This is a genomic window from Streptomyces sp. NPDC020489, from assembly GCF_044386545.1.
Lineage (GTDB): Bacteria > Actinomycetota > Actinomycetes > Streptomycetales > Streptomycetaceae > Streptomyces.
Genome location: NZ_JBIRUZ010000016.1, coordinates 100,611 through 113,638 on the forward strand (window position 1 = coordinate 100,611; position 13,028 = coordinate 113,638).

Genomic DNA, 13,028 nt, shown 5'->3' on the forward strand with positions numbered 1-13,028 from the left:
ATTCCGGATGCCGCCGCCGGCCCCCCGGCGGCGGCACTCGAAGCCGCCTCGCTCCAGGGAGAGTTCATGAGCCGCGCAGCCATTGTCTTGCCGGTCCCCGCCGCCGTCCCCGAGTTCCTCGGCCACCGCATCGAGGACCTCCGCCACACCCTCCGCGCCGGCCGCCGCGAAGAGGCCCTGGCGGCCGCCCGGACCATCAGCGACGAGCTCGCCGAGAGCCACGGCCCCCTGCACAACTACACGCTCCATGCCCTCGAGCTCGTCGCCTTCTGCGCTCAGATCGCCGGATACCCGGCCATGGCCACCGACGTCTCGGTGTACACCGCAGCGGCCTGGCAGCGCCTTCTGGATGCCACACACCACCAAATCCGGCGGCAGGCCCGCAACGGTGCGGCCTCCTGGCTCACCGTCACCGACGCGCACGACGCCGTCCGGACCGGAACGGCCCTGCTGACGCTGCTGCAGTCGGTTTACGGCAAGAACCACCCCTCCACCCCGTTCGTAAAACGTCGACTTAACGCCATTACCGGCGGCGACCAGGAGGCTGCCCGGAATGCTCTGCGGGCCACGGGGCCAGCCTTGCTGATCAAGCCGTGAAGTCCTTGGCCACAGCGTTTCCAAATCGCCCGCGCCAGAGGCATATACCGGAAGTGCTGCTACCGGAAAAAACGGGGCCTGGCTGCACTTGATCTTTCTGGCCAGAATCAGGCTCGGACTGATCACGTTGTGGGAGACGCGGCGTCCGTGACCGCGAGGGGGAAATCGCGTTGCGACATCTACAAGCTGGACTCGTGCCATCCGGGTCCGCATCACTGCTACGACCGGCCGACCTCCGGTCGGGAACCGGGTGGATGACCGAGTCGACCATCCAGGCTTCGGTGCGAAGCGGCCCTGTTCACACGCTGGCACCTCGTCATCCGTGGCTCACCCACGGCGCGACGCCCCTGCCGCGGCTGGGAGCCAGGCACTGGCCCTGCGCCGTGGCCGTAGGCTCGCCGGGTCCTGGCCTGGCGTGCATCTCCAGAGCCGGCGAAGCGCGGTAGAGGACTCACCTCGCCGCGTTTTGTCCGCCCTGAGCGCGCGTCAGCGCCCGTACCCGACTCCTGAAGGGGATCTGCCGATGGCTTCGACCACCCACCACCGCACCCACGTCCTGCGACTCGCAGGTGCCGTCCTCACGTGCACCGTTGCAGCCGGCGCTCTGGCTGGCTGCGGCTCCGACACACCCAAGAAGAAGACGGCCTCCTCGCCCTCGGCCACTGCCTCCTCGACGCCGTCCAACGATCCGGACCAGGCAGCGAAGGACAAGGTCCTCGCCGCGTACACGAACATGCGCGAGATCCAGATCAAGATGGCCGCGGACGGAGATCTGCACACCGAGGAACTGGCCAAGTACGCCAGGGGCGATGCCGCCACCGACCTCAAGAAGTCGGTCCTGCGCAACGAGTCGATGGGCATCAAGTTCACCGGCCGTCCGGAGATGAAGCCTCAGGTCACCGCCGTGAACACCAAGGGCAAGACCGCAACGGTCACCGACTGCTTCGACGCGACCAGCTGGAAGCCCGTCTACAAGGACTCCGGCAAGGAGCTCAAGCTCGCCGAGCAGCGCCTGAAGTACCCCGTCACGTCCCAAGCCACGCTGGAGGGCGACACATGGTTCGTCACGAAGATCACAGCCGATCGCACAAAGGGCTGCTGATCCTTTCTGCCCGCACAGTGGGCGTCCTTGCGGTACTGACCGCCCTGACGCCGGCCGGCCTCGCGTACGCGGGCAACGGCGCCGGCCACTGCTCCGACGTGGACGTGTGCGTCGACGTCGGAACACCCGGCAAGCCCGGTGGAGGCGGAGGCGGAGGCGGCGGCACCGGCGGAGGAAGCGGCGGGGGCGACGGAGGCGGGAGCGGCAACGGGATGTGCAAGCTCGTCGACGACACCGAGATCCCCTGCGCGCCCGGGTACAACCCGGCCGACCGCTGCTTCTACGAGCTCATGGATCCCCAGCCGCCGTCCGGCCCGGGCCACACCGACATGAACGGGGCAGACACCACGGGTCCCGGCGCCTTCTACATGAGGGACTGCATCGTCAACGACGTCGGCGGCATCGTCTGGCTGACGGAACCGCCCGCCGGTCTCCTCCCCGACCCCGAAGTGCTGGCGCGTCAGGCCCGGGACAAGATGACTCTGCTGGGTGCGAACATCGGCAGCTCGCCCGGTCCGGACGCCCCTGGTCTCGTCGGCATGCCCGTCTGGCTGTGGAACAACAAGAGCGACACCACCTGGGGTCCCAACAGCGCGACGGCCGCCGTCCCGGGACTGTCGGTGACAGCCACGGCGCGCGTCACCAAGATCACCTACTCCATGGGAGACGGCGGCTCGGTCACGTGCACGACCGCGGGCACGAAGTACTCCAAGGCCTACGGGGACAAGTCCTCGCCGGACTGCGGCTACCGCTACACCAAGGTCTCCGCCGGCCAGCCGGGCGGGAAGTTCACCGTCACCGCGACCAGCTCCTGGGAAGTCACCTGGCAGGCGTCGAACGGTGCCAGCGGGACGCTGCCCGACGAGATCCGTACGTCCAACACCACAGCGCGCGTCGGCGAGCTGCAGGTTGTCAACTAGCGCAAGGAAGACCATCACAATGCCGCGAACCAAGCAGCCGACGGCACCCTCCGAGCCGGGCTCCGCGCCTGTGCTGCTGCCGATCACCAACGACGCCCCACGCCGGCGCCGACGCCCGGTGGTCGTCGGCGCCGGCCTGGCGCTCGCCGCCGTGGGCGCCCTGGTGTCGGTGTGGCTGGTCGACGAAGCCGGTGACAAGGTCTCGGTCGTTGCCACCCGGCACCCCATTGCGGCGGGCGAGAGCATCAAGGCGTCGGACCTGGTGGCCACCGAGATATCCCACGGCACCGAGCTGCGCTCGCTGCCCGCTTCCCACGCCTCCGACATCATCGGCAAGCAGGCCGTATCCGACCTGCCGGCCGGCGTGCTGGTCACCGAGGACTCGGTGAGCGACGGATCCAGCGTGACCAAGGGCAAGTCGGTGGTGGGCATCCTCGCCAAGCCCGGCCAGTTGCCCATCCAGAAGCTGCGCACCGGTGATGCGGTCACCATCGTCCACACCCCGCAGGACGGCAGCGCCTCAGCCTCCTCCAGCAAGGCCGGCTCCACCCCGGACAGTCTTCCTGCCGTCGTGTCCCGCGTCGGCGCGCCCGACGCCAACGGCGCCGTGGTCGTCGACGTTGCCGCGCCCGAGGTGAACAGCACGTCACTCGCCGCCTGGGCAGCGAGCGGTGACGTGGCCATCGTCCTGAAGGCGACGAGCTGATGGCGGTCATCGCACTGGTATCGGGAAAGTCCAGCGGCGTCACCTGCTCGGCGCTCGCGCTCGCCCTCTCGTCGCCGAAGCCCTCCCTGCTGGTCGAGGCCGACCCCGCCGGCGGCACGATCCGGGCCGGCTACCTGGGCGGAGAAGGCAGCGCAGCCACCGGACTGCACCGCCTGGCGGCCGCGGACCGACAGGGCACCCTCGCACGGGAGTTCTCCCATCACTTCGTCAGCCTGGACCGCGACAACACCGGCCAGCGCATGCTCCTGCCCGGACTGACCGACCCCACGCAGGCCGCATCCCTCAACCGCACCTGGGACCCCATCTCCCGGCTGCTCGGCGTGATGGACCAGACCGGCCACGACGTGATCATCGACGCGGGCCGCATCCTCACCGAGTCCGAGACCCGGCTGTCCACCACCCGCTACCCGACGCCGCTGCTGCACCGCGCCGACGCCGTCCTCATGGTGGTCCGCACCACTCAGGCCTCGATCGCGGCTGCCGCGCCCGCCATCCGGGTCCTGAGGGAGGAACTGGCCCACCACGGCACGGGCTCCGACGCGCTCGGGCTGCTGCTGATCGAGGAGGGGTCCTTCAACTCCAGCCAGGTGCAGCAGCACTTGCAGGCGCCGGTCGTCGGCATGCTCGCGTGGGATCCCGACACCGCCGACGTCTTCACGCACGGGGCCTACAAGAAGATGCCGCGCACCCTTCTGCGGTCCGCGCGCACGGCCCACCAAACGATCAATGAGCTGGTGACCAGGCGGCGCGTGCAGCTGCGGCCGGCAGGAATGCAGGTGGTCACCGGGAGGGCATCATGACCGACACCAGGCCGGAGACCCCAGCCCCCGACTACACCGCCCTCTTCGCCCAGGCGCTCCAGGAGAGCCCCACGCAGGACGCGCCGGTTCTTCGCCCCTTCCCTGCGCAGGTTTCTCCGGCCGGCATCCCCCAGGGCCTCGTCCGGGTCCCCGACACCGCGGCGCCGACCGCGCTTCCGGTCGGTCACGAGGTTCTCGCCGAGCTGCGTTCACAGGCCAGCATGAAGATCGGCGAGGCCGCCGGTGCCGACGCCTCCATGACCGAGCAGGACCGCCGGCAGCGCGGACAGTCGATCATCAGGCAGGTCGTCTCGGAATGGGCGACGAAGTACGCGGCCAGCGGCTCGGACCTGACGCCCCAGCAGGAGCGTGCCGTACGCGAGGCGGTCTTCGATGAGCTGTTCCGCGCCGGCCGTCTCCAGCCTCTCCTGGACGACCCGAACGTCGAGAACATCATCATCTACGGCGACAAGGTGCGCGTCGACTACGCCGACCGTCCGACCCGCACCTGGGACCCGATCGCGAAGACCGACCGCGACCTGATCAACCTCATCAACCACCTGGCGCGCATGCAGGGGCAGGGCGAAAGGGCGCTGACGCCGGCCACGCCGAACCTGAACCTCCGGCTGGCCGACGGATCGCGCCTGGCGGCCTCGGCATACGTCACACCGCGGCCAAGCATCGTCATCCGGCGCCACCGCACCCGCGGCCAGGGCCTGAACGACCTGGTGCGCTGGGGCACGATCGACGCCTCGCTCGCGCACTTCCTGACCGCCGCGGTCAAGGGCCGCAAGAACATCATCGTGGTCGGCTCCCAGGGCGTGGGCAAAACGTCCCTGCTGCGCGCCATGGCCCGGGAGATCCCGAGCACCGAGCGCGTGGGCACGCTGGAGTCGGAGTACGAGCTCCATCTCCACGAGGACCCCGAGGGCCCGGAGGTCGTCGCCTACGAAGGACGCGAGTCCAACGGTGAGCGCGGCCCGGACGGCAAGCTCCAGGGCGAGCTGAACCTGTCCGACCTCTTCCCGCAGCTCCTGCGTATGTCGCTGCGGCGCGTGATCGTCGGCGAGGTCCGCTCCAAAGAGGTCGTGCCGATGCTGCACGCGATGAACGAGGGCGAGGGCGGGTCGATGGCCACCCTGCACGCCCGCAGCCCCCAGCTGTCGATCGAGCGCTTGGCCACCCTGTGCCTGGAGGCCGGAATCGGCATGACCGAAGCCCTGGCCTACCGGCTCATCGCCCAGGCCGTCGACTTCGTCGTCTACGTACGGCTGGTCGACGAGACCGAGCTCGTCGGCCATGACGGCAGGCCGGGGCGCAAGCACCGGTTCGTCAGCCACGTCATGGAGATCACCGGCATCGGCGAGGGCGGCCGCCCCTCCCACCAGATGGTCTTCGCTCCCCGCGAGCAGGACGGGCGCCGTGAGCCCAGGGCCGTGCCCCACGGGAACATCTCCCAGAGCTGCCTGGAAGACCTCGTCCGGGCCGGGCTGGACCGCACCGTCCTGCAGCGGCCGTGGGGCAGCTGGGGCGCGCCGCTGGAAACGGTGGTGCCGCTGTGACGCTCACCCTCGAATCCCTGCTCGCCGCGCTCGGCGGTCTCGCCGCCGTCGGCGGACTCGCCCTGGCGGTCGCCGGCGGCGTCGGCTGGGCACCCTCGACGACGGTGCGCCGCCGCAGCCGTCTGGAGCGCAAGATCCGGGCAGTCTTCGTCAAGGACGCCCGAACCCCCACCTCCTGGTGGGCCCGGGGCCAGACACGCCTGGTCGGCTCTGCGGTGGCGGGCCTTGGCGTGTGGCTGTTCACCGGCTGGCTGATGGGCGGCCTGGTCACCGTCGCCGTCGTCATCGGCCTGCCCTGGCTGCTCAACACCTCCGGTTCCGGCAGGGCACAGATCGACAAGCTGGAGGCGATCGAGGAGTGGATGCGGCGCATGTCGGACATCCACACCGTCGGCGTCAGCCTGGAGGCCACCATCCAGCGCAGCCTGGAGACCGTCCCGGGCGCCATCCGCGAGGAGGTCCGCCTCCTCGTCTCGCGCCAGCAGGCCGGATGGGTGCCCCAGGACGCCTACCGCGCGTTCGCCGACGAGCTGAACGACGCGATGGTCGACGAGGTCGCCGCCCTGCTGATCCTGCACGTCGAGGACCGGGGCAGCGGGCTGAGCAAGGCGCTGCGTGAACTTGCCGAGGCCCTCCAGCATGAAGTGCTCTCACGGCGCGAGGTCGAGGCCGACCGGCAAAAGCCCCGCACCAACGACCGCTGGGTGACCATCTTCTGCCTGGCGATCTTCGGAATCACCGCGTTCTCCGGCGCCTACGTCGAGCCCTACGACACCGTTGCCGGGCACCTCGTCCTGGCCTTCGTCGCCGTCGCCTTCGTCCTGGTCAAGATCTGGATGCGACGCATGGCGATCCTCGAACCGGCGCCCCGGTTCCTGTCGCCGGCCGACCGCTCCGGCGGCCAGATCGCCAAGGAGGCGCCGTGATCTTCTCCCCCTATGCCATTGTCGGCGGCGCCGTCACCGGACTCGGCCTGGTCATCGCCGCCCGCGGCATCCTGCCCGGCCGGCCAGACCTCGGCGACGTGCTGTCCCGCATGGATGCCACCCGGCTCGAGAACCTCGACCGCAACCGCGACAGCCAGCCCAACTCCCTCATGGAGAAGGCCGGCGCCCTCCTGCTCCGGACGGTCGGGGAAGGCACCCTGCGCCTGCCCCGCCAGCAGTTGGAGCTCGTGGGCCGGTCTCCCGCCGCGCACCTGGGACGCAAGATCGCCCTCGCGCTGTACGGGCTGCTGCTGCCCGTGCTGGCGGTGGGGCTGGCCAACCTGGCCGGCTACCCCTTCCCCGTGGCGATCCCGGCGATGGCGGGCCTCGGCCTCGCGATCGTCTTCTGGCTCCTGCCGGACCTGCAGCTCAAGCAGCAGGCCGTGGAAGCCAAGGACGACTTCCGGTACGCCGTCAAGGCCTACCTGCGCCTCGTCCAGCTCGAACGCGCCGCGGACGCCGCCCCCACCCAGGCCCTGAAACGGGCCGCGGAAGTCGGCGAGGGCTGGGTCTTCGCGAAGATCCGGGACACCATCACCCGCTCCGAGCTCGAAGGCATCAGCCCGTGGGAGGGCCTCAAGCGTCTCTCCCTCGAACTCGACGTCCCCGAACTCGGCGCGCCGGCCGACATCATCGCGATCGCCGGTGAGGAGGGCGCAGCCGTCGGTGACACCCTCGGCGCGCAGGCCAAGTCGCTCTCCGGCGCCCTGGTAACCAAAGCGAAGGCACAGGCCAACATGGCCTCCGAAAAAATGGTGATGCCCGTCGCGATGCTCGTCCTGATCATGACCGTATACATCGGCTATCCCGCGATCGCGCGGATCATGGCCAGCTAACTCCCTGAAGAGACAAGGAAATCCACGATGGGCAACGACCCCAACTTCACCTTTCTGAAGACCTTCTTCAGCGCCCGGATCGAGCGGCTGCGCAACGTCCGCGACGACCGAGGCTCCGTCTCCATCGAGACGATGATGATCGTCGCGGGCCTCGTCGTCGTCGCCGCGATCGCCGCTGCTGTCATCCTCACCAAGGTCAACGAGAAGGCCAACGAGATCAAGTGATCCGCCTTCGCCGGACTCTGCGCCGTTGGTCCCGCGCGCTCGCCGAGCGCGACGTGCGGGACCGCGGAGCCGTGTCCCTGGAAATGCTCATCGTCTTCCCTGTCGTGCTGCTGATCATCCTGCTGGTCGTCCACGTCGGCCTGTGGTGGCACGCACGCAATGTGGCGATGTCCGCCGCGCAGCTGGGAGTTGAGTCCGCCCGAGTACGAGGAGCGTCCGCAGGGACCGGCACCGCCGAGGCCCGGGAATTCCTCTCCAGGGCCGGCAGCAGCATCTCCGGCACGTCCGTCAGCGGGAGCAAGGGAGCCACGGTGACCATCCGCGTCACCGGCTACGTCGACACCATGATCCCCGGCCTGAAACTCAAGATCGACCAGCACGCCGACGCGGCCGCCGAGCGCATCACGGAGGCACGGTGACCATCGCCGAACGACTCCGCGACGACCGCGGCGCGCTGTCGCTGGAAGCGGTCATCCTCTTCCCCGTCCTCATTCTGGTGCTGCTGCTGGTCATCGCGTTCGGCCGGATCGGATCCGCCGACAACGCCGTCGACACCGCGGCCCGCAACGCAGCGCGCGCAGCCTCGCTGGAACGCACCGGCGGTGCCGCCAGCTCCGCCGGCTCGGAAATGGCGCGCAGCGTGCTCAGCCAGCAGGGACTGCAGTGCACGTCCACCTCGATATCCGTCTCCACCGGCGGGTTCGCCGCGCCGATCGGTGAGCCCGCCACGACCACCGCCACCGTGACCTGCGTGGTGAACCTCTCGGATATCGGATTGCCCGGACTGCCCGGATCCAAGACTCTGACCAGCAGCTTTACCTCGTCAATCGACTCCTACCGCCAGCGCGGCTGACAGGACCACCGCATGCCACCCGCCCGCTTCGCCCTCACCCAACGGATCCGTCGTGCCCTGCGCAACGACCGGGGTGCGATGAGCGTGTTCGCCCTCGTGACCATCGTGGCGCTCTTCGCCGTGGCCGCGCTCGTCTACGACGGCGCCGGCAGGCTGCGAGCGCTCACCCACGCCGAAGGCGTCGCGCACGAGGCAGCCCGAGCCGGCGGCCAGGCCGTCGATGCGGGCAAGGCGATCGCCGGCGAGGGCATCACCGTCGACCGCAACGCGGCCGTCGCCGCGGCACGGACCTACCTCAGCCACGCGGGGGTCAGCGGCACGGTGAGGGTGAGCGAGGACGGCGGGTCCCTGGAGGTGACCGTGACCGAGTCGTACCGCGCCGTGTTCCTCAGCGGGGCCAGCGGGTCCGTCACCGGCCACGGCAGCGCCGACCTCGTATACAAGGGGTGACGATCATGAGAAACCGCAGTGCTGCCGCCACCCTGGTCCGTGCGCTCTTCGCCCTGGTGACCCTAGTCGTGCTCCTGGCGGGCGTGCCCGCCGTCCTGCTCGGCATCGGGGTCCTGCCCGACCACGTCCCCGGCTTCGACGAGATCACCACCGCGCTCACCAGCCCCGACTCCGGCCAGCTGTTCCTGGGCGCCATCACCCTCATCGGCTGGTACGGCTGGCTGAGCTTCGTGGTCTCGGTCGTCCTGGAGACGGGCGCCGCGCTGCGCAACGTCCGGGCCCCCCGGATCCGCATGCTGGGCGGATCCCAGCAGCTCGCCGGCGCCCTCGTCGGCGGCATCCTCGTCCTGCTGCCGACCAGCACCGCGATGGCTAGCCCCGCCAGCGCAGCCCCCGCCACCGTGGCCACGGCCAGTGTGACCGCCGACGCCCACTCCGCGACGGCCACTGCAGCCCAAGCGGCGTCCTCTACTTCTGCGGCCTGGGACGGCCCCGTTCACCACGTCCAGGACGGCGACACCCTCTGGGACATCGCGGAAAAGCGCCTGGGCGCCGGCATCGAGTGGCACCGGATCATCGACGCCAACGAAGGCGTACGCCAGGCGGACGGCTCCCTCGTCACCGCCGACACCACCGTTCTGCAACCCGGCTGGACCCTGCGCCTGCCCGCCGACGCCTCCCCCGACCCGGCAGCCGACCAGGACGGAGCCCGGGCACAGACCGCCGGCTCCAAAGCCGCAGCCCAGACCCACACCGTCCGCGTTGGCGAGACACTGTCCGGCATCGCCGAGGACGAGCTCGGCAACGCCGACGCCTACCCCCGGATCGTCGAGGCGAACAAGGGCGTCAAGCAGGACGACGGGCGCGCCCTCGACGACCCCGACGAGATCTATCCCGGCTGGAAGCTGCAGATCCCCACCGCAGCCGGCAGCGACCGGAGCGACTCGAAGCCGGACGAGGCGCAGCCGCCACAGGAACAGCCCGCCGACCAGGACAAGGCCGAGGAGCGGCCCGACGCCGAGCAGACGCAGCCACCCGCCCAGGACGATTCGGGCCCGGGCGCTGACAAGGGGGAGAAGAGCGACCAGGCCCCCGGCGGCCAGGGCGCGGACAAGGACCAGCAGGACGGCGGGCAGCCGACCGCCCGCCCCGACACCCCGAGCGAGCCGCCGGCCGCGCAGAGCCCGGCGCCCGACCGCGAGCGGGAGCAGCACGGCACGCCCACCCAGGCGCCCGAGGCGCACGACACGGCGGAGGCCGCCGACAGCGCCGACACGAGCGTGCGGACGATCGCCGCGGCGGGGAGCATCCTGGCCGCGGCCGTCCTCGCGGTCGTCGCGACCCGACGGGCGCACCAGCAGCGCCGACGGCGCCCCAAGCGGCGCATCCCGATGCCCTCCGGTGCGACCGCCGACTTCGAGAAGCAGCTGCGCGTGGCGTCCGACATCACCGGCACCGCGCTCGCCGACCGCGCCCTGCGTACCCTGGCCGCGAACTGCCGCCAGAACGGCCGGCCTCTGCCCGAGGTCGAGGCGATGCGCATCACCGCGCGCGGCATCGAGCTCCACCTGGCCGCCGTCACCCCGCCCGTCGCGCCGTTCACCGAGCATGAGGACAACCCGACGGTGTGGGTGTGCCCCGCCCGCGACGCGGCCCTCCTCAACGAAGACGAGGCCGCCGACATCACGGTGCCCTACCCCGCCCTGGTCAGTCTCGGCGAGACTGAGGACGGCGACGCGGTCCTGGTCAACCTGGAGGCCATCGGCCTGCTGCGTCTGGCCGGCAGCCCGGCCGACGTTCGCGCGGTCATGCTCGCCCTCGCCGTCGAACTCGCCTCGTCCCAGCTGGCGCCCGACACCCAGGTCCTCCTCGCCGGCGCCGGAAGCGACCTGCACCACCTCTACCCCGACCAGATCGAGCACCACGCTGATCTCGGCCCGGCCACCAGCGACCTCCAGGCGCACGACGCCTTCCAGCGCCAGGCACTGACCGACGGCGGCCACGACCACCTGCGGGCCGCCCGGCTGGTCGAGGACGGCGGCGACACCTGGATCCCCCGCATCCTCATCGCCACCGCCCCGCCCACCGGCGCGGCGGCCGCCGAACTCGAGGACCTCCTCGCCTCCCGGCCCCGCACCTCGGTCGCGGTCGTGACCGCCGCAGGCGGCGAACTCGACCTGCCCGGCGCCTGGACCCTGCCCGCCCAGCCCGGCACCCTCGTCGAACTGCCCGACCTGGACCTCGCGGTCAAGCTCCAGCACCTGGACGCCGACTCCTACGACCGGCTCGTCCAACTGATCGCCACCTCCAGCCGCACCGACGACGTCCCCCCGCCGGCGTGGACCGGTCACACCGGCCCGGCCGATTCCAATGGTCCCCGCCCCGCCTTCACCGTCGGCGAGGGCTCCGCGCTCGCTCCGGAGACCTCTGCCGTTCCCGCGGTGACCGCGGTCGCCGCCCAGGGCAGCGGCCTGGCGACCGCTGTGCCGAGCTTCACCGGCTTCTCCGCCGCTCGGACGCCCGACGACGCCCTGACCGGCAGCGGCGACGACTGGCAGGAGGAGGACGGCAGCGCCCTCTCCCCCGCGGTCGCGGGCTCCCCCGCCCTCGACGAGCCGGTCGACGACGACACCGACAGCAACTCCGCTGGCGAGCCCACCGGCTGGGAGACGCCCGAGCCCGCTGAGGAAGAAGACCCCGAGGAGGCGTCCGCGCTGGGTGCCGAGGTGTGGGACACCGCCGAACCGAAGCAGGACTTCGAAAAGGTCCTCGACGAAGTGCTCGGCGAGCGCGATGACGACTCGCCGCTTCAGCCCGACGAAGAAGAGGTCGGCTCTGGTCTGTCCGCCGACGCGCTCGGCGACGGCCCGGACGAGGAGGAGACGCAGGAAGGGGACTCGGCCATGACCGGCGACCAGGACGAGGACGCGTCCGGCCTGACCGCGGCCGCGCTCGGCGAGACCACGACATCCGCGACAGCGGCCGAAGCGCGGATCATCCCCCGTCCCAGCGCCGCGACCTCCACCGTGCTGGCCGCGCTGGCCACCCCGCCGGCCGAGCCCGAAGACCCCCAGATCCAGGTCCTCGGCCCGGTGACACTGGCCGGCGCGCAGGGCCGGGTGGGCAGCAACCGGCGCAACCACCTTATGGAGATCGCCGCCTGGCTCGTGCTGCACCCGGGCCTGGGCCGCCAGGACCTCGACAACGCGATCTGGCCCGGGCTGCGCAAGACCTCCAGCACCCGCAACACCGCGATGTCGCGGCTACGTTCCTGGCTCGGCCCCAACCCTCACGTCCCCGCCGACGACCCCCGCAGCGCCTATCTTCCCGCGGTCACCGACGGCATCTACCGGCTCGGCCCCGCCGTCACCTCCGACTGGGACCGCTTCAAAGAGCTGTACCAGCAGGGCATGCACCACGACGGGCAGGACGCCGACGTCGCCCTCGCCCACGCCCTGGCTCTCGTGCGCGGCCGGCCCTTCGCGGACATCGACCCCTCCAAGTACGCCTGGGCGGAGGCCGATATCCAGGAGATGATCAGCGCGATCGTCGACGTCGCCCACGAGCTCGCCGAACGCCGCCGCCAGGTCCGCGACTACCGGGCGGCAGCCCAAGCTGTCACCAAGGGCATGCTCGTGGACTCCCAGAGCGAGTTGCTCTACCGGGACCTCTTCACGATCTGTCACGAGATGGGCGACCGCGAGGGCCTGGAGCGCGCCGCCGCCCAACTGGCCCGGATCAACGCCGAGGAGGGCGTCGACTCATCGCCCGAGACCCGTGGCCTGCTGCGCACGCTCCTCAAGGGCGAGAGGAACAAGCCCACTTTGGGGTCTGCGGCCTCATGACCACGACCCGCTCGAAATTCACCGACCTCCGGTGTCACACCGCACCGCTCGATCACACCTGTAGAGAGCGAGGGGCCTCTTCGGCCGACCATCCGACGAAGGAGACCGCGCACATGAGCCGCCGT

General features: G+C 70.7%; 13 protein-coding genes. All 13 read left to right on the forward strand.

All coding sequences use genetic code 11. The features are described 5' to 3' along the window. Positions 1-66: 66 nt before the first annotated feature. Positions 67-597 carry a hypothetical protein gene (locus ACH41F_RS34510; protein WP_024126712.1) on the forward strand — a complete coding sequence of 177 codons (531 nt, stop codon included), beginning with the start codon at positions 67-69 and terminating at the stop codon, positions 595-597. A 523-nt stretch (positions 598-1,120) separates the two neighbouring features. Then, positions 1,121-1,699: a hypothetical protein gene (locus ACH41F_RS34515; RefSeq protein WP_062189820.1), complete on the forward strand. Its 579-nt coding sequence runs from the start codon at positions 1,121-1,123 to the stop codon at positions 1,697-1,699. Positions 1,700-1,716: 17 nt separating this feature from the next. Continuing rightward, complete coding sequence (locus ACH41F_RS34520; RefSeq protein WP_391238090.1) at positions 1,717-2,619, forward strand: ATP/GTP-binding protein; 903 nt, start codon at positions 1,717-1,719, stop codon at positions 2,617-2,619. Between the two features lie 19 nt (positions 2,620-2,638). Further along, positions 2,639-3,325 (forward strand): flagella basal body P-ring formation protein FlgA, encoded by a 687-nt coding sequence (locus tag ACH41F_RS34525; protein WP_062189818.1) that lies wholly within the window; start codon positions 2,639-2,641, stop codon positions 3,323-3,325. After that, positions 3,325-4,146 carry a hypothetical protein gene (locus ACH41F_RS34530; RefSeq protein ID WP_024126717.1) on the forward strand — a complete coding sequence of 274 codons (822 nt, stop codon included), beginning with the start codon at positions 3,325-3,327 and terminating at the stop codon, positions 4,144-4,146. Before ACH41F_RS34525 ends, ACH41F_RS34530 begins: the two co-directional genes overlap by 1 nt. Beyond that, positions 4,143-5,708, forward strand: coding sequence for an ATPase, T2SS/T4P/T4SS family (locus ACH41F_RS34535; RefSeq protein WP_391238086.1), 1,566 nt, complete (start codon positions 4,143-4,145; stop codon positions 5,706-5,708). Before ACH41F_RS34530 ends, ACH41F_RS34535 begins: the two co-directional genes overlap by 4 nt. Next, positions 5,705-6,634, forward strand: a complete 930-nt coding sequence (locus tag ACH41F_RS34540) for a type II secretion system F family protein (protein WP_391238083.1) — start codon at positions 5,705-5,707, stop codon at positions 6,632-6,634. Before ACH41F_RS34535 ends, ACH41F_RS34540 begins: the two co-directional genes overlap by 4 nt. Continuing rightward, positions 6,631-7,530 (forward strand): type II secretion system F family protein, encoded by a 900-nt coding sequence (locus tag ACH41F_RS34545; RefSeq protein WP_391238080.1) that lies wholly within the window; start codon positions 6,631-6,633, stop codon positions 7,528-7,530. Before ACH41F_RS34540 ends, ACH41F_RS34545 begins: the two co-directional genes overlap by 4 nt. A 27-nt stretch (positions 7,531-7,557) precedes the next feature. Next, positions 7,558-7,755 carry a hypothetical protein gene (locus ACH41F_RS34550; RefSeq protein ID WP_024126721.1) on the forward strand — a complete coding sequence of 66 codons (198 nt, stop codon included), beginning with the start codon at positions 7,558-7,560 and terminating at the stop codon, positions 7,753-7,755. Continuing rightward, a complete protein-coding gene (locus ACH41F_RS34555; RefSeq protein ID WP_024126722.1) occupies positions 7,752-8,174 on the forward strand; it encodes a TadE/TadG family type IV pilus assembly protein in 423 nt (140 codons plus the stop codon). The genes ACH41F_RS34550 and ACH41F_RS34555 overlap by 4 nt, the downstream gene beginning before the upstream one ends. Beyond that, positions 8,171-8,608 (forward strand): TadE/TadG family type IV pilus assembly protein, encoded by a 438-nt coding sequence (locus ACH41F_RS34560; RefSeq protein WP_024126723.1) that lies wholly within the window; start codon positions 8,171-8,173, stop codon positions 8,606-8,608. The genes ACH41F_RS34555 and ACH41F_RS34560 overlap by 4 nt, the downstream gene beginning before the upstream one ends. 12 nt (positions 8,609-8,620) lie before the next feature. Further along, positions 8,621-9,058 carry a hypothetical protein gene (locus tag ACH41F_RS34565; RefSeq protein WP_391238074.1) on the forward strand — a complete coding sequence of 146 codons (438 nt, stop codon included), beginning with the start codon at positions 8,621-8,623 and terminating at the stop codon, positions 9,056-9,058. 5 nt (positions 9,059-9,063) lie between these two features. Then, positions 9,064-12,903 carry a LysM peptidoglycan-binding domain-containing protein gene (locus ACH41F_RS34570; RefSeq protein WP_391238071.1) on the forward strand — a complete coding sequence of 1,280 codons (3,840 nt, stop codon included), beginning with the start codon at positions 9,064-9,066 and terminating at the stop codon, positions 12,901-12,903. The last annotated feature ends 125 nt before the right edge of the window (positions 12,904-13,028 follow it).

Excerpts from the sequence above, each read along its gene's own strand:
- ACH41F_RS34565 (WP_391238074.1), top strand. The coding sequence starts at position 8,621 with ATGCCACCCGCCCGCTTCGCCCTCACCCAACGGATCCGTCGTGCCCTG.
- ACH41F_RS34510 (WP_024126712.1), top strand. The coding sequence starts at position 67 with ATGAGCCGCGCAGCCATTGTCTTGCCGGTCCCCGCCGCCGTCCCCGAG.
- ACH41F_RS34550 (WP_024126721.1), top strand. The coding sequence starts at position 7,558 with ATGGGCAACGACCCCAACTTCACCTTTCTGAAGACCTTCTTCAGCGCC.
- ACH41F_RS34530 (WP_024126717.1), top strand. The coding sequence starts at position 3,325 with ATGGCGGTCATCGCACTGGTATCGGGAAAGTCCAGCGGCGTCACCTGC.
- ACH41F_RS34570 (WP_391238071.1), top strand. The coding sequence starts at position 9,064 with ATGAGAAACCGCAGTGCTGCCGCCACCCTGGTCCGTGCGCTCTTCGCC.
- ACH41F_RS34535 (WP_391238086.1), top strand. The coding sequence starts at position 4,143 with ATGACCGACACCAGGCCGGAGACCCCAGCCCCCGACTACACCGCCCTC.
- ACH41F_RS34525 (WP_062189818.1), top strand. The coding sequence starts at position 2,639 with ATGCCGCGAACCAAGCAGCCGACGGCACCCTCCGAGCCGGGCTCCGCG.
- ACH41F_RS34515 (WP_062189820.1), top strand. The coding sequence starts at position 1,121 with ATGGCTTCGACCACCCACCACCGCACCCACGTCCTGCGACTCGCAGGT.